The sequence below is a fragment of the Polaribacter sp. MED152 genome (assembly GCF_000152945.2).
Classification (GTDB): Bacteria; Bacteroidota; Bacteroidia; order Flavobacteriales; family Flavobacteriaceae; genus Polaribacter.
On record NC_020830.1, the window covers coordinates 2,528,235 to 2,550,997 of the forward strand.

The window sequence follows — 22,763 nt, forward strand, 5'->3', positions numbered from 1 at the left end:
TGTAAAGTTTACTTCATCTTTGGAAATTAATTTTTATGGACTTTAATAAACCCTATATTTCCGAGAATCATAAAATAGAGCTACCTATTTTAACACAGAAAAATGTGGCGCTTTATATAAAAAGAGAAGATGAAATTCATCCTTTTGTATCAGGTAATAAATTCAGAAAATTAAAATACAACTTAGCCGAAGCTAAAAAGCAAAATAAAGCTACATTATTAACTTTTGGAGGCGCATTTTCAAATCATATAGTAGCAACAGCTGTTGCTGGTAATCTCAATGGTTTTAAAACTATTGGTATTATTAGAGGTGAAGAATTGGCTAATGATTTAGAAAAAACACTAGCTGAAAATGCTACTTTAAGAGAGGCTCATCTAAATGGAATGACTTTTAGATTTATTTCTAGAGCTGATTATAGAAATAAAGAACAAACAAATTTTATAGCAGATTTAAGTAAAGAATTTGGCGATTTTTATTTGATTCCTGAAGGAGGTACAAACCAACTGGCTATAAAAGGTTGTGAAGAAATTTTAACAAATCAAGACGCAATTTTCGATTATATTTGTTTGGCTGTTGGAACTGGAGGTACTATTTCTGGAGTTATAAATTCATTGCAAGATCATCAAAAATGTTTGGGATTTCCTGCTTTAAAAGGAATTTTTTTAGAAGAGGAAATCAAAAAATATGTAAAATCAGAAGAGAATTGGAGTTTACAAACCGATTATCATTTTGGAGGTTATGCAAAATATAATGATGATTTAATTCGTTTTATAAACACCTTTAAAAACCAAACAGATATTTTATTAGACCCTGTTTATACAGCAAAAATGGTTTACGGTGTTTTAGATTTAATAGGTAAAAATCATTTTCCAGTTAAAACTAAAATACTTGCAATTCATACAGGAGGTTTACAAGGTATTGTTGGTTTCAATAAAAAGTTAGCAGCAAAAAATCAATCTTTAATACAACAATAATGCGCATTCGGTTTGTACTGTTTTTATCAATTATATTTCTTTTACAAAGCTGTGGGTCAAAAAGAAAAATTGTAAATAAAAAAAATCCTGGAGTAGTAATTATTGAGCCAGAGCCTGTAGAACTGCCTTCTGTTAATCAAAAAGAAATCGTTAAAAAATTAGAAAAGAGAAATCCTAATTTAAACAAATACACATTAGCTTATATTAAAAAGTATGCCCCTATTGCAGTTAAAGAAATGCACGAATATAAAATACCTGCAAGTATAACACTAGCTCAAGGAATTTTAGAATCTGGTAAGGGTAGGAGTGAGTTGGCTTTGAAATCTAACAATCATTTTGGCATTAAATGTCATACAGGTTGGGAAGGTGAAAGAGTGTATCATGATGATGATGAGAAAGGTGAGTGTTTTAGAAAATACTTATATCCAGAAACTTCGTACAATGATCATTCGTTATTTTTAACCAGAAGAAAACGTTATGCATTTTTATTTGATTATAATATTAAAGATTATAAAAAATGGGCTTATGGTTTAAGAAAAGCAGGTTATGCAACAGATAAAAAGTACCCAGTTAAACTTTTAAAATTGATAAAAGATTATCATTTGTATGAGTTTGATAAAATCAAAAAAGGTAAGTATACCAAAGAAATAAAAAAGCTAAATGATGGCGAAACGTTTACAAAACCTATTGTAATAGAAAAGAAATCATCCAATATTCATGAAGTTAAAAAAGGTGAAACTTTATATTCAATCAGTAGAAAGTACGGAATTTCTGTTCAATTGCTAAAAAAAATAAATAATTTATCTAGCAATACCATAGCTATAGGACAGCAATTAATTATTAAAAGATAAAAAAATCAAAGTTGAATTATGCCAATTATTAAAGCTGTAAGAGGATTTACACCACAAATTCCTGAAGATTGTTTTGTGGCTGAAAATGCCACAATTTTAGGTGAAGTTTCTTTAGGTAAAGAATGTTCTGTTTGGTACAATGCTGTAATTAGAGGAGATGTGCATTATATTAAAATAGGGAATAAGGTGAATATTCAAGATGGTGCAGTCATACATGCAACGTATCAAAAATCGCCAACTACAATAGGTAATAATGTTTCTGTAGGTCATAATGCAATTGTTCATGGTTGTACAATTCATGACAATGTTTTGGTAGGTATGGGTTCTATTATTATGGATGATTGTATTGTAGAATCTAATTCAATTATAGCTGCAGGTGCTGTTGTAACCAAAAATACTAGAGTAGAAATTGGTAGTATTTATGCAGGTGTTCCTGCTAAAAAAGTTAAGGATATTTCTAAAGAATTAATTTCTGGAGAAATTGATAGAATTGCCAATAACTATGTAAAATATTCAAGTTGGTTTAAAGAATAAAAAACCCGATTTCCTATTCGAAATCGGGCATCAATTCAACTAATCAACCAAAACTAGTTTTCTATCTCTCTCTTCTGTTTTCCATTCTTTTTTTCATTCTTTTTCGTTTCATCATCTTTTTTCCTTTTTGTTTTCTCTCTTCATTCATTTTTTCAAACTTCTCAAACTGCTCTGCTTTTAAAATATCCTTCATTTTATTTTTGAATTCAATTTTAGCTTCTAATTGCTGACTTCTCATTGCAAAAAGTTCATCTGCAGATGGCTTTTTATCTTCATCACGTAAAGCTTTTCTTTTTTCCATTGCAGCTTTTCTTTCTGCTGCTTGGTTCATTAATAATGGTTTAATTTCATCTTGTTGCTTTTCTGATAAATCTAAATCTAAAGTCATTTTTTTAACTGCTAATTCAGTACGTTGTTCAACAGAAAAATTAGGTCTTTTATCTTTTCTTTTTTTCTGTGCTTGAGTAGTAAAAGTAAATCCGAATACTAAAACTAAAATGCTTGCTATTTTTTTCATAATTATAATTTGTTTAATGTTTTATTTATACTTCTTTGACCTTAGAAATTAGAAAAGGTTTAAATTTGTTTTCTGTTTAACAAGTATTTAACAATATTGAGAATGAAGAAATTACTGTGCATTTTATTATTTCTACCATCAATAATAATGGCTCAAGACATTGCGTCTGATAGCGTTTTTGTAGATTTAAGTAACCCAAGAGCTACACTAAATACACACTTAAATTTTTTACAGGATGATAATTATCAACCTAAGAAATCTGCAAAAACTATTAGAGGTTTAGAGCAGAAAAAAGCAGTAAGGAAGGCCATTAAAATAAAGCAGGTTTTAGATGGTAAAGGTCTTTATATTGATTTAAATTCAATACCAACAGACGAAGATTATAAAGATTCTGTAGGTATTAATGCATATTCTAAGTATATCATTTTTCCAAACAGATTGCCAGAAATTTATTTAGAAAAAAAAGGGAACAATTGGTATTATTCAGAAGAAACTGTACTGAAAATCGATGCAATCTACAACAATGTTTTTCCTTGGTATATAAATTGGTTGCAAGAAATAGTGCCTGAATATGGCCATAAAGGATTTTTTGGTATCGAAATTTGGCAATTAGTTGCGCTATTAATTTTACTGAGTTTAGTAATTCTATTGTATTATTTCTTTAGAAAAATTGCCTTTTGGTTATTAAAGAAAATTCAACATTATATTACTAAAAGTAATGCTGATTTAGAAGTAGATAAGGTGCTAAAAAAATTGGCACACCCAATTAGCTTGTTGCTTTCTATTAATTTGATAGATGTAGTTTTTCCTTCTTTACAATTCACTTTAGAAGTAAATAGATGGGTTTTTCTTGGATTGAGTATCGTTGAAACTGTTTTTTGGATTTACGTTTTCTTAAAGCTGATTAAAGTAGTGATGAAAATTTATGCTGAGTTTACAGAAAATACACACAGCAGGTTAGATGATCAATTAGTGCCAATTCTAAATAACTTTTTTACAGGTTTAGTACTTGTTTTAGGGTTCTTTAGATTATTAACCATATTTGGTGTAGATACTACAACGTTAATAGCAGGTGCTACAATTGGTGGTTTGGCTTTTGCTTTAGCATCGCAAGACACTGTTAAGAATTTGATTGGAACCATAATGATTTTCTTAGATAAACCCTTTCATATAGACGATTGGATAGAAGCAGGTGAAGTTGTAGGAACTGTTGAAAGAGTAGGATTTAGGTCTACTAGAGTTAGAGCTGCAGATACTTCAATTTATCAAATACCAAATAGTAAACTTTCTGAAATTGTAATCAATAATAAGGGCTTACGTTTATACAGAAGGTATAATACCAATCTTGGTTTAAGGTATGATACTCCACCAGAATTAATAGAGGCTTTTGTAAATGGTGTTCGCCAAATAATTATAGAACATCCAGAAACCAGATCTGATTCTTACAATGTAGAGTTTACAGGTTTTGGAGATTCTGCTTTATTAATAATGGTAAACGTATATTTTAAAAGTTTAGCATGGAGCGAAGAACAAACTTCTAAACATAGGCTGCATATTGCTATTATAAAATTAGCGGCTGCTTTGGGTGTAGAGTTTGCATTCCCATCTACAACTGTAACTATAGAGCAATTTCCAGATAAAAGTAATTTATCACCTAAATACAATACCAGTAAAGAAAGTATTAATGCTACAATACAAAATATTCTTACTGAGTTTAAAAATGATGTTCCACCAGAAAACACACCAGAAAGTTAATGAAGAATTTATTTAAAATAATTTTACGTCTTTTAGGGTTGCTAATTATTGCATTGGTTGTTTTTTATTTTTGGGCATCATCACCCAGTTTAGAGGAAAGTGAGTATTCAAGTATAACTCATAATTCGAGTATGGCAACAGGTGAAAATGATTCCGTTTTTAGCATAGCAACTTATAATATTGGTTATTTAAGTGGAATGACGAATAACAGACCTGTACCAAAGCCAAAAAGTTTATTTAAGGCCAATTTACAAAAGGTAAAAAAAGAAACACAGGCTGTAAATCCAGATATTATTGCTTTTCAAGAAATTGATTATAACGCATCACGCTCTTATCATATAAATCAGGAAGAAGAAGTTGCAAGTTTAGGCTACAATTACAGTGCAAGAACTGTAAATTGGGATGAAAACTATTTACCTTTTCCTTATTGGCCAATTAGTATGCATTTTGGTAAAGTAATTTCTGGGCAATCTATTCTAAGTAAATATCCTTTAGCAAATCAAGAAAGAGTGGTACTTTCTAGAGTAGAAGATTCTCCTTTTTATAGAGATGCTTTTTATTTAGAAAGGTTGGCTCAAATTGTAAAAGCCAATATTAATGGTAAAGAAATTGTAATTATAAATATTCATTTAGAAGCTTTTGATAAACCAACAAGAGCAAAACAATTTCAAGAAGTAGAGGCTATTTTTAATAAATACAAAAACGATTATCCAACTCTACTTTTAGGTGATTTTAACGCTAGAGCTAGAGATAAGTCATCTGTAGTACAAACGTTTTTTAAGGATGATAACATAGGAAATGCGGCTTTTAATTATGATGCAATTGCCAATACTTTTGATACAAAAGATCCTTATGAAAGAATTGATTACATTTTTTACACAAAAGAAACTATAGAATATGTTTCAGGTCGTGTATTGAATGAATATGAACAGGCTTCAGATCACCTACCAGTTTTTATGAAGTTTAAGTTAAAATAAATGTGAATTATTGCTCTTTAAAATTTTTATAGAGCTGTTGAATGGAATCTTCAATTTCAATTAAACCAAACATAAAAGTATTTCTTAAAAGACTTAGTTCTTTATCATCTACTTTAATTTGAATATTAGATTTAGTGGTATCTATCAACTCAGAAAATTTAGATAAATCTTCTTCCGTAACTTTTTCTTTTTTAGAAAAAGACTCAATTATTTCGCAAGCTTTTTCAGTTACTTTTTCAGAATTTTTTTCGATTCCTGCTTCACCATTTGTAATATTAGAGTTCGATTTGTCTGCAACTCTTTGAATTATAGTAATAGAATTATACAACCTTTCTGTACTTTCTATGAGCTGCAAAATAGATTTTTTATCATTAAAAGTAATTGACTCTGCAGTGTTTTTAGCTTGATTTATATTTGTGCTAAAGTTGTTATTTACCTTAGTGGTTTTCTCATTTTTTTCATCTCTGGTATTACCAAATTCAATTCTAAAACGATCGCAAGTATTTTTTAAAGCTTTACGAATGTATCTAATTGTTCTGTTTTCTGAGGTGTCTGGCCAAACGATTAGCGAAATTAAAATTCCGACTGTTACACCAAATCCTATAGAAAGTAATCTGTTTAAGGCCAAATCGTAAGCATCACCTTCAGAACCCAAGGCTAATGCAACTGCAGCGACAACCCCATACCTCCATTCAGGTCTAAAACTTGCAATTCCGTTAATGATAAAAAGCGAAAGAAGTAAAGATAGAATTACACCCAACTCCCAAGGAATTAAGGCTACAAAAACAAAACCAATTATGATACCTACAATTGTAGAAAGAATTCTACCTTTTGCCTGCTGAAAGGTATTGCCAATACTTGGCTCGATTACTAAAATAGCAGATAAAACTCCAACAAAACGTTCAGAAATGCCCAAAAGAACCATTAAATAATAGCAAATAGCGCCAGCTAAAGCAGATTGAATTGCCAATCGAAAAGCATCTTTTGCTTCCCCTTTACTTATGTCTTTTATAAAATTAATATTCATTTTTAAGACTGTATACTTTTAGTTTTGAGAATTTTATCAATCAAAATTATGGGTAATATTGCTACTTTAAAACAATGGTTTGCATCGCTTTTGCCTCAATTATTGAACTATAATTATCATTTTCTATATTCAAAGAAATTTCAAATGAATCTTCGTTATTGTTGTAAACTACAAGTACTAAACTGCCATCTTTATTCTTAGCAGTAGTGTAAATAACACCATCAATTTTTGAACTTTTTGCATCAATTCTAACTGCATTAGGCCTAATAAATTTACTAAAATGGCCCAATAAATAATATAAAGGAGTGTATATGACTTCGTCTGTATTTGGATTTATCAGAACAGGAGCGCTATTAAAATTGTCATAAGGATTTGGTTTGCCTTCATTACTTAAAATCATGCACCATTCAATATAGCCTTGTGTACCATGATTTAAATCTGTAATAATATCATAGGCATAAGTTTCAAAAGGAATAAATTTACCTGCATAATCTGTGCTTTCTCTCCAATACTGGCCAATAGGATCTTTAACATCTAAATCAATACTAGATTCGGTATGAATCATGGCTTTTTTAGGCCAGTTTTTATGCAGTTTGTCTAGTTCATGAGCATAATAGTTATTTGCTTTCAACTCAGAATTGGCATACCAATGAAACCCAGTTCCCCAAGCATATTTATTCGCTTCAGCATCATTATAGATGGTGTTTGCATAATTATTCATCACAGATTTGTTATGGTCGTAGATTATAATTTTAACGCCTTCATTTAGATTAGAAGTATTTAAATGACCATCTTTTACAAATTGAGGGCCTAAATGATTTTTTAAAAAATCTCTACCTTGTTCTGGTGTAAAACCATTACTATCCCATCTAGCATCATGATAATGAAGTGGTTCATTTTGTGGAGTTAAACCCCAAATATCAATTCCCTCTTCTTTATAGGCGCTTACATATTTAGACAAATATTCTGCCCAAATAGGATAGTATTTTGGGAGTAAACTACCATTTGTCATTGGGCTAGTTTCATTACTTTTCATCCAAGAAGGAGGGCTCCAGGGTGAAGCAATCAATTTAAAATCTGCACCTTCAACATCTAAAGCCTCTTTAATCATTGGTATTAAATCATAACTAGGCTCTTCTAGAACAATGTTTTTTACTTGATTGTTTTCGTTTCCTGTGAATCCTTTTAAATCTTCGTGAATACTAAGTGTTGATAAACTCAAATCGTTTTCCTCTACATACGTATAGTGATTGTTGGAATAGTCGCTACTATTTATATGAGTTCTGGTTAATGAAAAGCCAACGCCCTTTGTTGGGCTAAAAAGTTTGTTTAATACATCTTTACGAAGATCTGCAGGAATTGTTGCCAAATTCCAAGCTGAAGATTCTGTAAATGATGCTCCAAATCCATAATATTTTTGAAATTCAACTTCAGGATGAATTGAAATATTAACTTTTTTTGAGGCTTTTTTATCTTCTGAATTATTAGCTGTTGTGACTAATTTTAGGTTATCACCAGAAAAAGAAGTTTGGTAAACTTCTAGTTTGTATTTCTTAGACTCTTTTTGCGGTTTACAACTACCAATTAAAAGGAAACTAAATAAAATTAATGATTTTACTATGTATTGGTTGATACTTTTTACTGGCATTGTATTTCTAATTTATGCTATTTCTCCTCTATGTGGTTTTAAGGCATCTCTATACGTTTTCATGTCTTTTTCATCAACAATTATGTAGGCAGAAACCAACATAGGATTGTTTTCTTTGATGTCAATTTCATGAAACGCTAGTTTTTCTAAAACAGCAAATTCTTTTAAATGTATAGTATGATGTTTTGCAGTTTCTTTTGCATCAGAGCCTCTAAAATCCCACAATAATTTAATTTTTCTATCCATTTTATTTAATGATTGATGAAGATAAATAAATTTCCTTCTGTAAAGGAAATACTAAGTTCATTTTTAACAGCTTTATTTCTAGTGCCTATTCTTTCTCCAAAAGTCAAGTTTTCGTTTTTTAAAGGATATTGCAATCCTTGAGTGGAAATTTGCTTTGCTTCAGGAAAAGGTATTAGTGAAACAATTTTTTCTTTGCAGTTTTTAATTGATGTAACCTTATCAGCTAAAAAATACATGCTATAATTATCAAAAAAGGTAAGTTTTAATTTGTGTTGCCATTGAATAGTTGTGTGTAAATTACCCAAAAAATGATCTTGTTCTGCACCACTTGCACCAAAAACATCAATATGATAAAATCCTTTATCAAATAGAATTTGAAGTATTTTATCAAAATCTGTAAAATCTTGATCTGGAGTTTCTATGAATTCTATTTCTTTTGGAAAATTGGTTAAAGAATCAAAATCGCCAGTGACAAAATTAGGAGAAACGTTGTTTTCTTCTAAATATTTGTAAGCACCATCAGTAGCGCAAATGAGTTTATACTTATCTAAATTTGGTAATTTCTTTGGTTTATCACCATTTAATAATAAGAAAACTTTGTCTTTTTTCATTTACACAAAAATACAAACAAAAAAAACATCAACTCTAATACAGAGTTGATGTTTTTAAAAGCAAATAATGTGAATAATTAGCTTTTTTTAGAAATCAAAATAATAGAAAAAAGTTTCCCAATTAGAAAGATTACTAAACCAAAAGTGGGGGACAATAAGCCAACTTTAAGACCGCCAGCCAAAACTTGTGAAGAAATATCTGCTGCTTGTGAAATGGCTTCTAAGGCACCTAGCATTCCAATAATAAAACCTAAAACTCCAAACACAAAAGAAAATAAACTAAGTTCTTTTAATAAATTTCTAGTTTTTTCAGAATTGTCTTTTAATCCTTTTACAAATAAAACAATAATTGCAATTAATAGTAGTAATAAAGGAACCATAAATATTGGTCCACCTTCCATAATAAAGTTCATAATGTATCTTTTTTAATTATAGTGTAAATGTATCTTTAAATAGTAGTTTGTAATTTTATTTGCGACGAACTTCTAAATTTCAACTGCTTTTAACCTAAATGTTAGTCTTAGTACTATTTTACACAAAACAAGTAGAATCGACTATTAAAACTGTAATTCGTCTCTAGTTTACTTTTGCAAGATAAAAAAAACCTTATTTTGTAGTATGAATAAAAATGTACTTCATAAAATAAAAAAAGTGCCTTTACACCTCTTGTTTTGGGTAGGTATTTGGTTTTTCTTTTTTACTTTTTTTAGTGTAGGTTCTGCCAATAAGAGTTTTATTTTTTGGTTTTCTACCATTTTAAGTGCAGTATCCATTGTAGCTTCTTACAGTTTTATGTATCAAATTATTCCAGATTATTTAATACAAAAAAAGTACAGCAAGTTTGCTTTATATACCATTTATGCTTTTTTATTTAGCATGAGTGTGGTTTTAATGACTATGGTTTTTGGTTTTGTGTTTTTCTATAATTTAGATTATCAAACAATGCCAAGTTTAACCAAAAACCCTAGTGTTATTTTAGTTTGTGTGTTCTTTATTGTGGCTATTATGAGTAGTTATAAAGTAGTAAAATATAATCTAAAAACTATTGATGATAAACGAGTTTTAGAAACCAAAATTTTAAAAACAGAACTGCAATTAAAAGAGCAAGAATTAAGGTTTTTAAAAATGCAAATTCATCCTCATTTTTTATTCAATACTTTGAATACTATTTACGGTTTTGCCTTAAAAAAATCTGAACATACTTCAGAAATGATACTTAAGCTTTCTAATTTATTAGATTATATTTTATATCAAATAGAAGAGCCTTTTGTATCTTTAAATGACGAAATAAAACACATTAATAATTACATCTCTTTAGAAAAACTGCGCTTTCAGGATGGTTTAGACGTGGATTTTGTTGCTGAAGGTATTAATGATGATATAGAAATTCCACCTATGCTATTTTTGCCTTTTGTAGAAAATGCTTTTAAACATGGACATCAAATAAACAACGTTTTAAAAGTTAAAATTCATTTAGAGCTAGTAGAGCATAGTTTGATTTTTAAAATGATCAATTCTACCAACTTTAAGAGCCAAACAAAAGAAGGTATTGGCCTGGTTAATATAAAAAAGCGATTAGAAATGATTTATAATGATACTTTTGATTTAAATATTAAGAGTAACTCAGATTTGTATTCAGTTCAATTGTCAATCCCAATAAAAAAGCATGAATAAGTACAGTTGTGTTATTGTAGATGATGAGCCAATGGCTAGAGAAATTTTAGAATCCTATATTCTAAAAACACCTTTTTTAGTCTTGAAAAAGGTATGTAAAAATGCATCAGAAGCTATTTTGTTCATGCAGTCTAATACAGTTGATCTTTATTTTTTAGACATAAACATGCCAGAAATAAGTGGTTTGAGTTTGGCAAAAATCATTAAAAACAACTCAAAAATTATTTTTACAACGGCTTATAGAGATTATGCTGTGGAAGGTTTTAATTTAAATATTGTAGATTATTTGTTAAAACCATTCTCTTTTGATCGATTTTTAGAAGCCGTAGAAAAAGCGACAAGTGTTGAAGATAAAGTTGAGGTGAAACATGATTTTATGTTCGTAAGGTCAGATCGAAAAATGATAAAGATAGATTTCAATTCTATCTTATATATAGAAAGCTTAAGTGATTACCTTAGAATTTACTTGGAAGATAAAACTGTGGTTTGTAGAGAAACCATAAGCGGATTTGAAGAAAAATTACCAAAACAACTGTTTATTAGAACTCATAGATCTTTTATAGCAGCAATAAAAAAGATAAATTCTTACACAAATGAGTTCTTAGAAATTAAAGATAAAGCTGTGCCTATTAGTAGAAGTTATAAAGAATCGGTTTTAGATAAATTAGCAGAATTATAGTTATAGGTTTATATTTGTAGTAAATTTTTATACTTTGAATACAGATCAGTTTTTAGTAAAATCAGACATAAATTTAATAGAAAACACAAAGTTTACTTGGAAAACTCCAAGTAACATTGCATTGGTTAAATATTGGGGTAAGAGCAATCCTCAAATACCAAAAAACGCTTCTATTAGCTTTACTTTAAATAACTGCCATACAATAACCACTATTGAGTTTGAGAAGATAGAAAAAACCACTGAGGTTACTTTTGATTTGTTTTTTGAAGGTAAAAAGAAAGAAGAATTTAAGCCTAAAATTGCAGAGTTTTTTAAACGAATACAAGACTATTGTCCTTACATTTTTAATTATAAAATGACGATAAATTCAGAAAACTCATTTCCTCATTCCAGTGGAATTGCTTCTTCAGCAAGTGGATTAAGTGCAATTGCAATGTGCTTAATGAGCTTAGAAAATGAATTGGTACAAGATTTATCTCAAGATTTCATAAATAAAAAAGCATCTTTTTTGGCTAGGCTAGGTTCTGGAAGTGCAAGTAGAAGTATAGAAGGGCCTTTAGTTGTTTGGGGAGAACATCCTGCAATTGTAGAAAGTTCAGATTTGTATGGTGTGCAATTTCCTTTTAAAGTAGATCCTATTTTTCAAAATTACCAAGATGTAATTTTACTGGTAGATAAAGGTGAAAAACAAGTTTCGAGTACTGTTGGGCATAACTTAATGCACAATCATCCTTATGCAACAAATAGGTTTCAACAAGCGAATGACAATCTTGGAAAAATTACTACCATTTTACAAGAAGGTAAAATTAAAGAATTTATTCATTTGGTAGAAAGTGAGGCGCTTACACTACATGCAATGATGCTTACAAGTTCTCCTTATTTTATTTTGATGAAACCAAATACGCTAGAGATCATTAACAGCATCTGGGAGTACAGAAATAATACCAATAGTAATATTTGTTTTACTCTAGATGCAGGTGCAAACGTACATGTGTTGTTTCCTGAAAATGAGAAAGATGAAGTGCTACAATTCATTGATAAAGAGTTGTCTAAGTACTGTCAGAAAAATCATTATATTTGTGATACAGTAGGTTTAGGCGCTACAAAAATGTAACTTACTTGCTGTTAATAAGCCCTTTATGAATTTCAAAATAATATCACCTTTACTTTTTTTACTTTTTATTTCTTTTGCATCTCAAGCTCAAAGCAAGGTTTATTTTGATGCCAATTGGAATGTAGTTACCAAAGAAAAAGCGGTTTATTACAGAACAATTGCTACAGAAAAATCTAAAAAGCAATGGATTATAGACTACTATATTTCTGGAAAAAAAGCACAAGAAGCCAACTATATTAAAGGAAAACCAGATGGTAAGTTTTTAATGTATTACGATTCTGGAGAATTAAAAAGTATTGGTTTTTATGAAGATGGTTTAAGGGAAGGTGTTTGGAAAACCTATGATAAAAACGGAAAAATTATAAAAAAAGGGAAATACAAGAATGGTGAAAAAGTGGGAGTTTGGAAAACTTTTTACAAAAACCTGTAAATCCTATTAACATAAATATTCGTATTTTTGTAAAACAATTGTAAAAGAGAAATGAAAGGTCCATTATTTTATGCTAAAATTCTTCTTTTTGGAGAATATGGAATCATTAAAGATTCAAAAGGTTTAGCCATACCATTTAACGCTTATAGAGGTGCTTTAAAATCATCTAAAGTTTTAGAAGGTGCAGCTAAAGAATCTAATGCTAATTTACTTCGTTTTTACAATCACTTATCTCAGTTAAATTCAGATAAAGTAACTTTTAATTTAGAAGCTTTTAAAAATGATATCGAAAACGGTATGTATTTCGATTCTTCTATTCCTCAGGGTTATGGAGTAGGAAGTTCAGGAGCTTTAGTAGCCTCTATTTATGATAAATATGCTACAGATAAAATTACGGTTTTAGAAAATTTAACCAGAGAAAAACTACTTAAATTAAAGGAAATATTTTCTTTAATGGAATCTTTTTTTCATGGTAAAAGTTCTGGATTAGATCCTTTAAACTCTTATTTAAGTTTACCAATTTTAATCAACTCAAAAGAAAATATTGAACCTGCAGGAATTCCTTCGCAAAAAGAGGGGAAAGGAGCAGTGTTTTTGTTAGATTCTGAGCAAATAGGAGAAACTGAACCTATGGTTAACATTTTTATGAATAAAATGAAAAACGAAGGGTTTAGAAAAATGATAAGCGAAGAATTTGCAATGCATACAGATGCTTGTATAGAAGACTTCTTATCTGGTAATGTTTCTTCTCTTTTTGGTAATGTTAAAAAATTATCTAAAGTTGTTTTAAAGAACTTTAAGCCAATGATACCTGTTGCTTTTCATAAAATTTGGGCACAAGGTATAAATTCTAACGATTACTACTTGAAATTATGTGGTTCAGGAGGTGGTGGTTACATCTTAGGTTTTACAGAAGATTATAAAAAAGCGCAAGAAAGCCTTAAAGATTACAAGTTAGAATTAGTATACAGATTCTAAATCATCTCTTATGAGTTCTTCTAAAATGAAGACTTTCCTTAAAAAAATTTTTAGTTTACTATCTGTTGTAAGAGGCTATAACATTTTGGTACTAATTGCTGCTCAATATTTAGCGGCTATCTTTATATTTTCACCTCAAAATTCGATTAGAGCTGTTGTTTTTGATTTACACTTATTATTTACTGTAATTGCAACTGTTTGTGTTGTGGCAGCTGGGTATATCATCAATAATTTTTATGATGTTAAGGTAGATAGAATAAATAGACCAGTAAAAACAGGGATTGATAATTACGTAAAGCAGGAGACTAAATTAAGTCTCTACTTTCTATTAAATTTTGTTGGCTTTGTATTTTCTTGGTTGGTAAGTTGGAAAGCTGCTCTTTTCTTTTCGGTTTATATTTTCGGAATTTGGTTTTATTCGCACAAGCTAAAAAAATATCCTTTTACAGGATTAATATCAGCCACTGTTTTAACCATCTTACCCTTTTTTGTCATTTTTGTGTATTTCAAAAACTTCTCAGAAATTATCTTTGTGCATGCCATTTTTCTATTTTTAGTAATTATGGTTAGAGAGTTAATTAAAGATTTAGAAAATATGAAAGGTGCTCTAGCCAATAATTATAATACTTTTTCTGTGGCTTATGGTGAGCGAAAAACGAAAGAATTATCGATTGTTTTATTAATTTCTACCATATTTCCAATTGCTATATTATTTCGTTTTCCTGAATTGAGTTACATGAAATATTATTTTTACTTAGCCTTGGTTACCTTAATTGCTGTTGGTATTTTACTTTGGGTGTCACACCAGAAAAATCAATATAGATTGTTACATAATACTTTGAAGATCTTACTCTTAATAGGTGTTTTTTGTTTGGTTTTTATAGATACTTCATTGCTCTTAGAAAAAGTAATAGATAGCCTAAATTAGAAATCTAATTTAAGTACCTTTGCAAAAATTTATAAAATGAATTCAAATAAAAACTCGTCGAGAAGACGACTTGAAGGCAAAAATAGTAAGCCTCTAAGTAGAAAACCCTCTAACAAGAGAACTTCAAAAAAAGATTCTAGCAAATCTTCGCAATCAAGCCAAACCAACTCATCAACAGGAATACGTTTAAACAAATACATTGCCAATTCTGGAGTTTGTTCTAGAAGAGAAGCAGATACGTATATAGAACATGGAAGTGTAAAGGTTAATGGTAAGTTGGTTACAGAAATGGGCTATAAAGTACAGCCAGATGATGTTGTACAATTTGATGGTACATCTATTACACCAGAGCAAAAAAGGTATATTTTATTAAATAAGCCTAAAAATTACATTACTACCATGGATGATGATCGTGGACGTAAAACAGTAATGGATTTGGTCTCTAATGCATCAAAAGAAAGAATTTATCCTGTTGGACGTTTAGATAGAAACACAACTGGTCTACTATTATTTACCAATGATGGTGATTTGGCTAAAAAATTAACGCATCCAAAGCACAATGTGCGTAAATTATATCATGCTTCTTTAGATAGAAAACTAGATCTAAAGGATTTAGAAAAGTTAAGAGGTGAAGTAATTATTGAAGGTAGAAAAGTATTTATAGACGCTGTTTCTTATGTAGATGGGCAACCTAAAACAGAAATTGGTATCGAAATTCATTCTGGTAGAAATAGAATTGTAAGAAAGATTTTTGAACACGTAGGCTATAAAGTAAACAAACTAGATAGAGTTATTTTTGCTGAGTTAACTAAGAAAAATTTACCAAGAGGTAGATGGAGAGCTTTAACTAATCAAGAAGTAAGCAATTTACAAATGATGAAATAATTGTTATTTGCAAAACAATTTAATAAACCTTTTAAGTTTTTCTTAAAAGGTTTTTTTATGCGTTAACTATAATGCAGTCTATCAACTTTGCAGCAAGTTGAGCTGTAATGTCATCTTGATCATAAATTGGGTTAAGTTCTGCAATATCACAAGCAATAGTTTTCTTGCTTTTTAATAAATAAGTTAAAGCTTGATGAACAAAATTGGGGGACAATCCAAAAGGAGAAGGTGCACTTACTCCAGGAGCATATGCAGATGATAATCCATCTAAATCTATAGTTATGTAGAGCAAATCCATTTTAGCTAAAAAGGAGTTCAACTTAGATTTAATGTCTTTAGAAAAGGTTTCACATTCTAAATTGGTAATGAATGAAACGTTTTTTTCTCTTGCAGTTTCAAATAATTCTTTGGTATTAGATTGTTGTTGAATGCCAATTGCCAAATAGGTTACATTATCATTTTCTGATAATATTTGATGAAAGGGCGTGCCAGAATTTGGTTGAAAAGTTGTTGTTCTTAAATCAAAATGAGCATCAAAATTTATAATTCCGATTTTCTGTTCTTTACTATTTTTTACTCCATTTTTGATTCCATTAAATGTGGCATAAGCAATATCATGCCCTCCACCAATTCCAATTGGAAAGTAGTTGTTGGATATTAATTGAGAAATTGTTTTAGAGAAAGCAATTTGGCAATCTTCTAAATTGTTTTCAGTGCAAATAATATCACCAAAATCTGTGATTTTTTTATCATTAAAATGGATGGGTAATTTTCCTAATTTGCCTCTTACAGCATCTGGTCCATTTTTTGCACCAATTCTACCTAAATTTCTTTTCACACCTTCATCGCAAGCATAACCAATAATTCCAAATTGATTTTTTGATTTTTTATCAATGTCTGAAATATTGGAGATTGAGATTTTTTCATGCCAGTATTGATCATTATACTCAGATATTCTTCCTGAATATAATTTCTTATTTGCTTCTTGATATTTAACCTTTAAATTCTTGAGAAATTGCATTTTTACGATTTAATTTCTTGCCCTTTTAAATATACTTTGGCTACACTAGGATTACCAAAAGAATAAGGGATGTAGTTGTATGAATTTATTTCTTTGGTAAGAATTAGGTTTGCTAATTTACCTTTAGTTATAGAGCCCACTTGTTCTTGAAGATTCATAGCGTAAGCACCATTAATTGTGGCTGCATTTATGGCTTCTTCAGGTGTCATTTTCATTTTAATGCAAGCTGTAGAAACTACGAAATTCATGTTTCCAGAAGGAGTAGAGCCTGGATTATAATCTGTAGCTAAGGCTAATGGCAATCCAGAATCAATCATTTTTCTAGCAGGTGCATAAGGTATTCCTAAAAAGTAGGAACAACTTGGTAAGGCAACTGGCATTGTTTGCGTATTTTTTAAATCGGCTATATCATGATCTCTCATTACCTCTAAATGATCTACAGATAAAACATTATGATTCAATCCTTCCTGTATGCCACCAAATGCATTAAATTGATTTACATGAATTTTACCTTTTAAGCCATATCTTGAGCCTGCTTTTAAAATCATTTTAGTATCCTCTAAAGAAAAGTAACCTTGTTCACAGAAAACATCAATGAAATCAGCTAAATTTTCTTTTTCAATTATTGGTAAAACTTCATTAACTAAAAGGTTTAAATAGCCTGTTTTATTATTTTTAAATTCTTTTGGAACTGCATGTGCACCTAAAAAAGTTGCTTTAATTTCTATAGGATAATTTTCCTTTAAACTTTTAATGACACGTAACATTTTCAGTTCTGCATCTTTAGTAAGACCATATCCAGATTTAATTTCAACAGAACCTGTACCTAACTGAATAATTTCTTCTAAGCGTTTTTTAGTTTGATGATAAAGTTCATCTTCTGAAGTGGTTTGTAGTTTCTTGGCCGAGTTTAATATTCCACCTCCATTTTCTGCAATATGTGCATAGGTTAAGCCTTTAATTCTATCTACAAATTCGTCTTCTCTATTGCCAGCATAAACCAAGTGTGTATGAGAATCACACCAAGAAGGTAAAATCATTCTACCATTAGCGTCAATGATTTTACAATTGATTTTTGGACAATTTTTCATAGGTCCAAAATCTTTTATAAGACCATTTTCTATAAGTAAGAACGCATTTTTTATGGTGGGTAGTATGTTCATTTCTTCTCCTGAAATAAATTGAATGCTACCTTCTCTTACTTGCAGTAATTCTTTAATATTTTTAAATAGTATTTGCATTAGAAGAGGTTTTTTAAATAGGTTTCATCTACTAAGTTAGGTAAAGTTACTTTTAGGTTTGGAGTTCTTTCCATTTCCCTTTTAATGGCAAAAATGGCTTCATCATTTCTAGCCCAACTTCTTCTAGCAATACCGTTATTTACATCATAAAAGAGCATGTTTTTAAGTTTTTGTTCGGCTTTAGAAGTACCATCTAGAAGCATTCCAAAGCCACCATTAATAACTTCTCCCCAGCCAACACCACCTCCATTATGAATAGATACCCAAGTTGCACCTCGAAAACTATCTCCAATTACATTATGTATAGCCATGTCTGCAGTAAATTTACTACCATCATAAATGTTAGATGTTTCTCTAAATGGTGAATCTGTGCCACTTACATCATGATGATCTCTACCCAAAATTACAGGACCAATTTCTTTATTTTGTATAGCTTTATTAAAAGCTTTAGCAATTTCTATTCTACCTTCTGCATCTGCGTATAAAATTCTAGCTTTAGAGCCAACCACCATTTTGTTAGATTTTGCATTTTCTATCCAAGTGATGTTATCTTGCATTTGAAGTTGAATTTCTTGAGGTGATTTCTTCATCAATTTACGTAAAACCTTCGCAGCAATTTCATCGGTTTTATCCAAATCATCATCATTACCTGATGCACAAACCCATCTAAAAGGACCAAAACCGTAATCGAAACACATTGGTCCTAAAATATCTTGAACATAAGATGGGTATTTAAAATCGATATTATTATCAGCCATAACATCTGCACCTGCTCTTGAAGCTTCCAATAAAAAGGCATTTCCATAATCGAAAAAATAGGTTCCTTTTTCAGTATGTTTATTAATTGTATTTGCATGTCTAATCAACGATTGCTGAACCTTTTCTTTAAATAATTCAGGATTTTCTTTGATTAACGAATTGGCTTCCTCATAGCTTAAATCTGCTGGATAATATCCTCCTGTCCAAGGAATATGAAGCGAGGTTTGATCTGAACCAAGGTGTATAAAAATGTCTTCTTCATCAAATTTTTCCCAAACTTCAATTACATTTCCTATGTAAGCAATAGATACAATTTCGTTATTTTTTTGTGCTTTTTTGGTGATTTCAACTAGGATGTTTATATCATCAATTAAAATATCTACCCAACCTTGTTGATGCCTTTTTATAGCAGCGTTTTTATTTACTTCAGCACAAATAGTAATACAGCCAGCAATGTTACCAGCTTTTGGTTGTGCACCACTCATACCACCTAAACCAGCAGTTAAGAAAATTTTTCCATTCGGATTTTCATCGCGTTTCAAAATTTTACGAAAGGCATTCATTACAGTAATTGTTGTGCCATGAACTATTCCTTGTGGCCCAATGTACATAAAAGAACCTGCTGTCATTTGGCCATATTGAGATACGCCTAAAGCATTAAATTTTTCCCAATCATTAGGTTTAGAATAATTAGGAATCATCATTCCGTTTGTAACGACTACTCTTGGAGCGTTTTTATTAGAAGGAAATAAACCCATTGGATGGCCAGAATACAAATGCAAAGTTTGTTCTTCTGTCATTAAAGCCAAATATTGCATAACCAATAAGTATTGAGCCCAATTTTGGAAAACAGCCCCATTACCACCATACGTAATTAGCTCTTCTGGATGTTGTGCTACATCAGGATTCAGGTTATTTTGAATCATTAACATTAGAGCAGCTGCTTCTTGTGTTTTTGCAGGGTATTGAGAAATTGGCCTAGCATAAATTTTATGTTTAGGTTTAAAACGAAACATATATATTCTTCCATATTCAATTAGCTCTGCAGCAAATTCTGGTGCTAATTCTTCATGCCACTTTTTTGGAAAGTAGCGTAAAGCATTTTCTATTGCCAATTTCTTTTCAGAAATCGATAAAATATCTTTTCTTTTAGGAGCTCTATTTGCGCTTTCTAAATCTCTATTTTTAGAAGGTAATTTGTTGGGAATTCCTTGTAGTATTTCTTCCTTAAAAGTCATAGTATATTTATTTTACAATTACTTTTTTGTTCTTTACGAGTTGAATTAGAGCATTTATATCGTCTTTCAACAAACGATCTTCTTCTAGTTTTTTAACCTTAGCTCTTATAATTTTATGATTTTTCTCTATAATTTCAGAAAAAGTATTAGGTCTTCTAAATTCTAAAGCTTGTGCAGCATAGAGTAATTCAATCGCTAGTATCTTTTCTAAATTTTCTAAAATCTGATTTAATTTTCTGCCAGAAATACTCCCCATAGAAACATGGTCTTCTTGACCTAAAGAAGTTGGAATACTATCTGCAGAAGGAGGAAAGCAAAGCGATTTGTTTTCTGTAACCAATGCAGCAGTTGTGTATTGAGGAATCATAAAGCCAGAATTTAGTCCACCACTTTTGGTAAGTAATCTTGGTAGCCCATATTTACCTTCCAATAATAAATAGCAACGTCTGTCTGCAATATTACCTAATTCAGAGGCTGCAATAGAGCAATAATCTAAGGCCATAGCTAAAGGCTGACCATGAAAATTCCCTCCAGAAATAGCCTCAGTTTCACTTAGCACAATTGGGTTGTCTGTAACAGAATTCATTTCTATTTCTGCTAATTCTAGTAAATGATTAAATGCATTCCTAGAGGCACCATGAACCTGTGGAATACACCTCATAGAATATGGATCTTGAACACGTTCGCAATTTTCATGTGAGGTGATGTTCTGAGAATCTTTAAACAAATTTCTCATTCTTTTAGCCACCTTAATAGCACCTTTAAAAGGTCTTATTTCATGCAATTCAGGTTTGAAAGGAGATGAACTACCTTTATAACCTTCTATACTCATAGCTCCAGAAACATCAGCCAAATCAAGTAGGTATTCCATTTTTGTAAGGCCAGTTATGGTGTGTGCTAAAATAAATTGCGTTCCGTTAATTAAACCTAAACCTTCTTTAGCTTCAAGTTCTATAGGATCTAAATTGTAGATTTCTAAAATTTCTTTGGCAGTATATATTTCATCATTTACCAAAAAATCGCCTTCACCAATTAAGGGTAAAAATAAATGAGAAAGTGGAGCTAAATCACCAGAAGCACCTACAGAGCCTTGCTTAGGAACAGTTGGTAATAAATCATTTTCTATAAAAAAAACAATACGTTCTATAAGCTTTAATCGAACACCAGAAAAACCTTGACAAAGAGCATGAACTTTGCAAATCATCATTAATTTAGATAAGCGTTTGTTTATGTTTTCACCTACACCAACTGCGTGCGTAATCAATAGATTTTTTTGAAGTAGGTTGGTTTCTTCTTTAGAGATTTTTACATCACAAAGAGGTCCAAAACCAGTGTTTATGCCATAAACCACTTTATCACTTTCTGTAATTGCAGTAACTTTTGCTCTACAACTATTAATTTTAATTTTTGCTTCGGTTGTAATTACTGCTTTTAAAGTTCCGTTAGCTATTTTGTTTACTTTTTCAAGTGTAAGGGTATCTATTCCGTATTTAAACATTGTGTTCTATTGTGTTGTATTGCTACAAAGTTATAATTACTTTTGATGCTTTATAATATCATTTATATCATTAAATAATGCTTACAGGTTATCAAATAGAATTACGTCATATCAAATATTTTTTAGCAGTTGCTGAAGAATTGCATTTTAGAAAAGCCGCAGAAAAGCTATTTATTTCTCAGCCAGGATTAAGCAGACAGATTAAAATTTTAGAGGAGGAATTAGGTGTAGTTTTATTTGAAAGAAATAATAGAAACGTAGTATTAACTGCAGTTGGTGAGTATTTAAAGGTAGAATTTACGAATCAATTAAAAATGTTAACAAATACATTAGATAGTGCAAAACTGCTTCAAGATGGTAAAAAGGGAGATTTAAAAATAGGGTATGTTGGTTCTGCAATGCAGGATGTAATTCCTAAATTATTAATCAATTTTGAAAAGCAGAATCCAAATGTGTTGTTTGATTTAAAAGAGTTGGATAACAAAAAGCAAATTGACGATTTATTGGCGTTGTCTATCGATGTTGGTTTTGTAAGGTTAAGAAGAATTCCTAGAGATTTAGATATTAGAACAGTTTTGAATGAGCATTTCTGTTTGGTATTACCCAAAAATCATCCTGTAGATAAAACCAATTTTAAAAGTATATCCGACTTTAAAGAAGCTTCTTTTATTTTGTTTGATTGGAAATACAGTGCGTCTTATCATGAAAAAGTGATGCAAATTTTTGATGATTGTGGATTTACTCCAATAGTTTCTCACAATACCATTCACTCAAGTTCTATTTTTAAATTGGTAGAAAATAATTTCGGAATTTCTATAGTGCCAAAATCTTTAGCTAAAAAAGAAGGTTATAAGATTAAGTTTATAGATTTAGATATGATACCTCAAAAGACCAAGCTTTCTGTGGTTTGGAATAAGAAAAATACCAATCCTATTTTACAGGAATTTCTAAAACTTATTTAAATGTATGGTTTCTAAAGTTATATCATTTTGACTGTTACTTATTGTTCTAAAAGCAAAAACCCTGTAAACGAATGTTTACAGGGTTATAATGTGGTACCTCCAGGAATCGAACCAGGGACACAAGGATTTTCAGTCCTTTGCTCTACCAACTGAGCTAAGGTACCATTACCATTAGCGGATGCAAATATAAAATGTTTTTTTACATCTCCTACATAA

23 protein-coding genes and 1 tRNA gene are annotated in these 22,763 nt (G+C 30.2%); 13 read left to right on the plus strand and 11 right to left on the minus strand.

Features of this window, described 5'->3' with window-relative positions; translation table 11 throughout:
• Positions 1–35 precede the first annotated feature (35 nt).
• Genes MED152_RS11150 through MED152_RS11160 form a run of 3 tightly spaced genes read left to right on the plus strand, consistent with a single transcriptional unit; the run spans position 36 to position 2,359 of the window.
• Entirely contained in the window at positions 36–974 is a 939-nt protein-coding gene (locus MED152_RS11150) for a 1-aminocyclopropane-1-carboxylate deaminase/D-cysteine desulfhydrase (RefSeq protein ID WP_015481990.1), read from the plus strand.
• The gene (locus MED152_RS11155; RefSeq protein WP_015481991.1) at positions 974–1,825 is read left to right on the plus strand and encodes a glucosaminidase domain-containing protein; all 852 of its coding nucleotides are present in this window, start codon (positions 974–976) and stop codon (positions 1,823–1,825) included. Before MED152_RS11150 ends, MED152_RS11155 begins: the two co-directional genes overlap by 1 nt.
• Positions 1,826–1,843: 18 nt before the next feature.
• A complete protein-coding gene (locus MED152_RS11160; RefSeq protein WP_015481992.1) occupies positions 1,844–2,359 on the plus strand; it encodes a gamma carbonic anhydrase family protein in 516 nt (171 codons plus the stop codon).
• 61 nt (positions 2,360–2,420) lie between these two features.
• Here the strand turns inward: MED152_RS11160 and MED152_RS11165 are convergent, their stop codons facing one another.
• Entirely contained in the window at positions 2,421–2,876 is a 456-nt protein-coding gene (locus MED152_RS11165) for a hypothetical protein (protein WP_015481993.1), read from the minus strand.
• Positions 2,877–2,978: 102 nt separating this feature from the next.
• On the opposite strand from MED152_RS11165, the gene MED152_RS11170 reads away from it, so the two are divergent.
• On the plus strand, positions 2,979–4,631 hold the full coding sequence (locus MED152_RS11170) for a mechanosensitive ion channel family protein (protein ID WP_148284814.1): 1,653 nt from the start codon (positions 2,979–2,981) through the stop codon (positions 4,629–4,631).
• On the plus strand, positions 4,631–5,608 hold the full coding sequence (locus MED152_RS11175) for an endonuclease/exonuclease/phosphatase family protein (RefSeq protein ID WP_015481995.1): 978 nt from the start codon (positions 4,631–4,633) through the stop codon (positions 5,606–5,608). The genes MED152_RS11170 and MED152_RS11175 overlap by 1 nt, the downstream gene beginning before the upstream one ends.
• A gap of 7 nt (positions 5,609–5,615) precedes the next feature.
• Here MED152_RS11175 and MED152_RS11180 read toward each other — a convergent pair whose 3' ends face one another.
• From MED152_RS11180 to MED152_RS11200, 5 genes are all read right to left on the minus strand, one after another.
• Complete coding sequence (locus MED152_RS11180) at positions 5,616–6,635, minus strand: aromatic acid exporter family protein (protein ID WP_015481996.1); 1,020 nt, start codon at positions 6,633–6,635, stop codon at positions 5,616–5,618.
• Positions 6,636–6,696: 61 nt separating this feature from the next.
• Entirely contained in the window at positions 6,697–8,283 is a 1,587-nt protein-coding gene (locus tag MED152_RS11185) for a glycoside hydrolase family 30 beta sandwich domain-containing protein (RefSeq protein ID WP_015481997.1), read from the minus strand.
• Between the two features lie 12 nt (positions 8,284–8,295).
• Positions 8,296–8,529, minus strand: coding sequence for a hypothetical protein (locus MED152_RS11190; RefSeq protein ID WP_015481998.1), 234 nt, complete (start codon positions 8,527–8,529; stop codon positions 8,296–8,298).
• 5 nt (positions 8,530–8,534) lie between these two features.
• Positions 8,535–9,140, minus strand: a complete 606-nt coding sequence (locus tag MED152_RS11195; protein ID WP_015481999.1) for a thiamine diphosphokinase — start codon at positions 9,138–9,140, stop codon at positions 8,535–8,537.
• 77 nt (positions 9,141–9,217) lie between these two features.
• Positions 9,218–9,553: a MotA/TolQ/ExbB proton channel family protein gene (locus tag MED152_RS11200; RefSeq protein ID WP_015482000.1), complete on the minus strand. Its 336-nt coding sequence runs from the start codon at positions 9,551–9,553 to the stop codon at positions 9,218–9,220.
• A 205-nt stretch (positions 9,554–9,758) separates the two neighbouring features.
• Here MED152_RS11200 and MED152_RS11205 point away from each other — a divergent pair, with 205 nt between their 5' ends.
• The 7 genes from MED152_RS11205 to MED152_RS11235 are packed head-to-tail and all read left to right on the plus strand — an operon-like array spanning position 9,759 to position 15,828.
• On the plus strand, positions 9,759–10,814 hold the full coding sequence (locus MED152_RS11205; RefSeq protein ID WP_015482001.1) for a sensor histidine kinase: 1,056 nt from the start codon (positions 9,759–9,761) through the stop codon (positions 10,812–10,814).
• Positions 10,807–11,493 (plus strand): LytTR family DNA-binding domain-containing protein, encoded by a 687-nt coding sequence (locus MED152_RS11210; protein WP_015482002.1) that lies wholly within the window; start codon positions 10,807–10,809, stop codon positions 11,491–11,493. Before MED152_RS11205 ends, MED152_RS11210 begins: the two co-directional genes overlap by 8 nt.
• Positions 11,494–11,527: 34 nt before the next feature.
• A complete protein-coding gene (locus MED152_RS11215; protein ID WP_015482003.1) occupies positions 11,528–12,607 on the plus strand; it encodes a diphosphomevalonate/mevalonate 3,5-bisphosphate decarboxylase family protein in 1,080 nt (359 codons plus the stop codon).
• A 25-nt stretch (positions 12,608–12,632) separates the two neighbouring features.
• Positions 12,633–13,037, plus strand: coding sequence for a toxin-antitoxin system YwqK family antitoxin (locus tag MED152_RS13435; RefSeq protein ID WP_015482004.1), 405 nt, complete (start codon positions 12,633–12,635; stop codon positions 13,035–13,037).
• A gap of 51 nt (positions 13,038–13,088) precedes the next feature.
• Positions 13,089–14,015 carry a mevalonate kinase gene (locus MED152_RS11225; protein ID WP_015482005.1) on the plus strand — a complete coding sequence of 309 codons (927 nt, stop codon included), beginning with the start codon at positions 13,089–13,091 and terminating at the stop codon, positions 14,013–14,015.
• Between the two features lie 10 nt (positions 14,016–14,025).
• Complete coding sequence (locus MED152_RS11230; protein WP_015482006.1) at positions 14,026–14,943, plus strand: geranylgeranylglycerol-phosphate geranylgeranyltransferase; 918 nt, start codon at positions 14,026–14,028, stop codon at positions 14,941–14,943.
• Positions 14,944–14,979: 36 nt separating this feature from the next.
• Positions 14,980–15,828, plus strand: coding sequence for a pseudouridine synthase (locus tag MED152_RS11235; RefSeq protein ID WP_015482007.1), 849 nt, complete (start codon positions 14,980–14,982; stop codon positions 15,826–15,828).
• Between the two features lie 55 nt (positions 15,829–15,883).
• Here MED152_RS11235 and hutG read toward each other — a convergent pair whose 3' ends face one another.
• The 4 genes from hutG to hutH are packed head-to-tail and all read right to left on the minus strand — an operon-like array spanning position 15,884 to position 21,585.
• A complete protein-coding gene (gene hutG / locus MED152_RS11240) occupies positions 15,884–16,849 on the minus strand; it encodes a formimidoylglutamase (protein WP_015482008.1) in 966 nt (321 codons plus the stop codon).
• A gap of 2 nt (positions 16,850–16,851) precedes the next feature.
• Entirely contained in the window at positions 16,852–18,090 is a 1,239-nt protein-coding gene (gene hutI / locus MED152_RS11245) for an imidazolonepropionase (protein WP_015482009.1), read from the minus strand.
• A complete protein-coding gene (locus MED152_RS11250) occupies positions 18,090–20,087 on the minus strand; it encodes a urocanate hydratase (protein ID WP_015482010.1) in 1,998 nt (665 codons plus the stop codon). The genes hutI and MED152_RS11250 overlap by 1 nt, the downstream gene beginning before the upstream one ends.
• Positions 20,088–20,094: 7 nt before the next feature.
• On the minus strand, positions 20,095–21,585 hold the full coding sequence (gene hutH / locus MED152_RS11255; protein ID WP_015482011.1) for a histidine ammonia-lyase: 1,491 nt from the start codon (positions 21,583–21,585) through the stop codon (positions 20,095–20,097).
• 77 nt (positions 21,586–21,662) lie between these two features.
• Between hutH and MED152_RS11260 the strand changes: the two genes are divergently transcribed.
• Complete coding sequence (locus MED152_RS11260; protein WP_015482012.1) at positions 21,663–22,547, plus strand: LysR substrate-binding domain-containing protein; 885 nt, start codon at positions 21,663–21,665, stop codon at positions 22,545–22,547.
• Positions 22,548–22,638: 91 nt separating this feature from the next.
• On the opposite strand, the gene MED152_RS11265 is transcribed toward MED152_RS11260, so the two are convergent.
• A tRNA-Phe gene (locus tag MED152_RS11265) sits at positions 22,639–22,711 on the minus strand.
• Positions 22,712–22,763 lie beyond the last annotated feature (52 nt).

Excerpts from the sequence above, each read along its gene's own strand:
- MED152_RS11235 (WP_015482007.1), top strand. The coding sequence starts at position 14,980 with ATGAATTCAAATAAAAACTCGTCGAGAAGACGACTTGAAGGCAAAAAT.
- MED152_RS11170 (WP_148284814.1), top strand. The coding sequence starts at position 2,979 with ATGAAGAAATTACTGTGCATTTTATTATTTCTACCATCAATAATAATG.
- MED152_RS11155 (WP_015481991.1), top strand. The coding sequence starts at position 974 with ATGCGCATTCGGTTTGTACTGTTTTTATCAATTATATTTCTTTTACAA.
- hutG (WP_015482008.1), bottom strand. The coding sequence starts at position 16,849 with ATGCAATTTCTCAAGAATTTAAAGGTTAAATATCAAGAAGCAAATAAG.
- MED152_RS11250 (WP_015482010.1), bottom strand. The coding sequence starts at position 20,087 with ATGACTTTTAAGGAAGAAATACTACAAGGAATTCCCAACAAATTACCT.
- MED152_RS11165 (WP_015481993.1), bottom strand. The coding sequence starts at position 2,876 with ATGAAAAAAATAGCAAGCATTTTAGTTTTAGTATTCGGATTTACTTTT.
- MED152_RS11190 (WP_015481998.1), bottom strand. The coding sequence starts at position 8,529 with ATGGATAGAAAAATTAAATTATTGTGGGATTTTAGAGGCTCTGATGCA.
- MED152_RS11205 (WP_015482001.1), top strand. The coding sequence starts at position 9,759 with ATGAATAAAAATGTACTTCATAAAATAAAAAAAGTGCCTTTACACCTC.
- MED152_RS11175 (WP_015481995.1), top strand. The coding sequence starts at position 4,631 with ATGAAGAATTTATTTAAAATAATTTTACGTCTTTTAGGGTTGCTAATT.
- hutH (WP_015482011.1), bottom strand. The coding sequence starts at position 21,585 with ATGTTTAAATACGGAATAGATACCCTTACACTTGAAAAAGTAAACAAA.
- MED152_RS11230 (WP_015482006.1), top strand. The coding sequence starts at position 14,026 with ATGAGTTCTTCTAAAATGAAGACTTTCCTTAAAAAAATTTTTAGTTTA.
- MED152_RS11210 (WP_015482002.1), top strand. The coding sequence starts at position 10,807 with ATGAATAAGTACAGTTGTGTTATTGTAGATGATGAGCCAATGGCTAGA.
- MED152_RS11150 (WP_015481990.1), top strand. The coding sequence starts at position 36 with ATGGACTTTAATAAACCCTATATTTCCGAGAATCATAAAATAGAGCTA.
- MED152_RS11200 (WP_015482000.1), bottom strand. The coding sequence starts at position 9,553 with ATGAACTTTATTATGGAAGGTGGACCAATATTTATGGTTCCTTTATTA.
- MED152_RS11225 (WP_015482005.1), top strand. The coding sequence starts at position 13,089 with ATGAAAGGTCCATTATTTTATGCTAAAATTCTTCTTTTTGGAGAATAT.
- MED152_RS11195 (WP_015481999.1), bottom strand. The coding sequence starts at position 9,140 with ATGAAAAAAGACAAAGTTTTCTTATTATTAAATGGTGATAAACCAAAG.
- MED152_RS11160 (WP_015481992.1), top strand. The coding sequence starts at position 1,844 with ATGCCAATTATTAAAGCTGTAAGAGGATTTACACCACAAATTCCTGAA.
- MED152_RS11180 (WP_015481996.1), bottom strand. The coding sequence starts at position 6,635 with ATGAATATTAATTTTATAAAAGACATAAGTAAAGGGGAAGCAAAAGAT.
- MED152_RS11185 (WP_015481997.1), bottom strand. The coding sequence starts at position 8,283 with ATGCCAGTAAAAAGTATCAACCAATACATAGTAAAATCATTAATTTTA.
- MED152_RS11260 (WP_015482012.1), top strand. The coding sequence starts at position 21,663 with ATGCTTACAGGTTATCAAATAGAATTACGTCATATCAAATATTTTTTA.
- MED152_RS13435 (WP_015482004.1), top strand. The coding sequence starts at position 12,633 with ATGAATTTCAAAATAATATCACCTTTACTTTTTTTACTTTTTATTTCT.
- hutI (WP_015482009.1), bottom strand. The coding sequence starts at position 18,090 with ATGCAAATACTATTTAAAAATATTAAAGAATTACTGCAAGTAAGAGAA.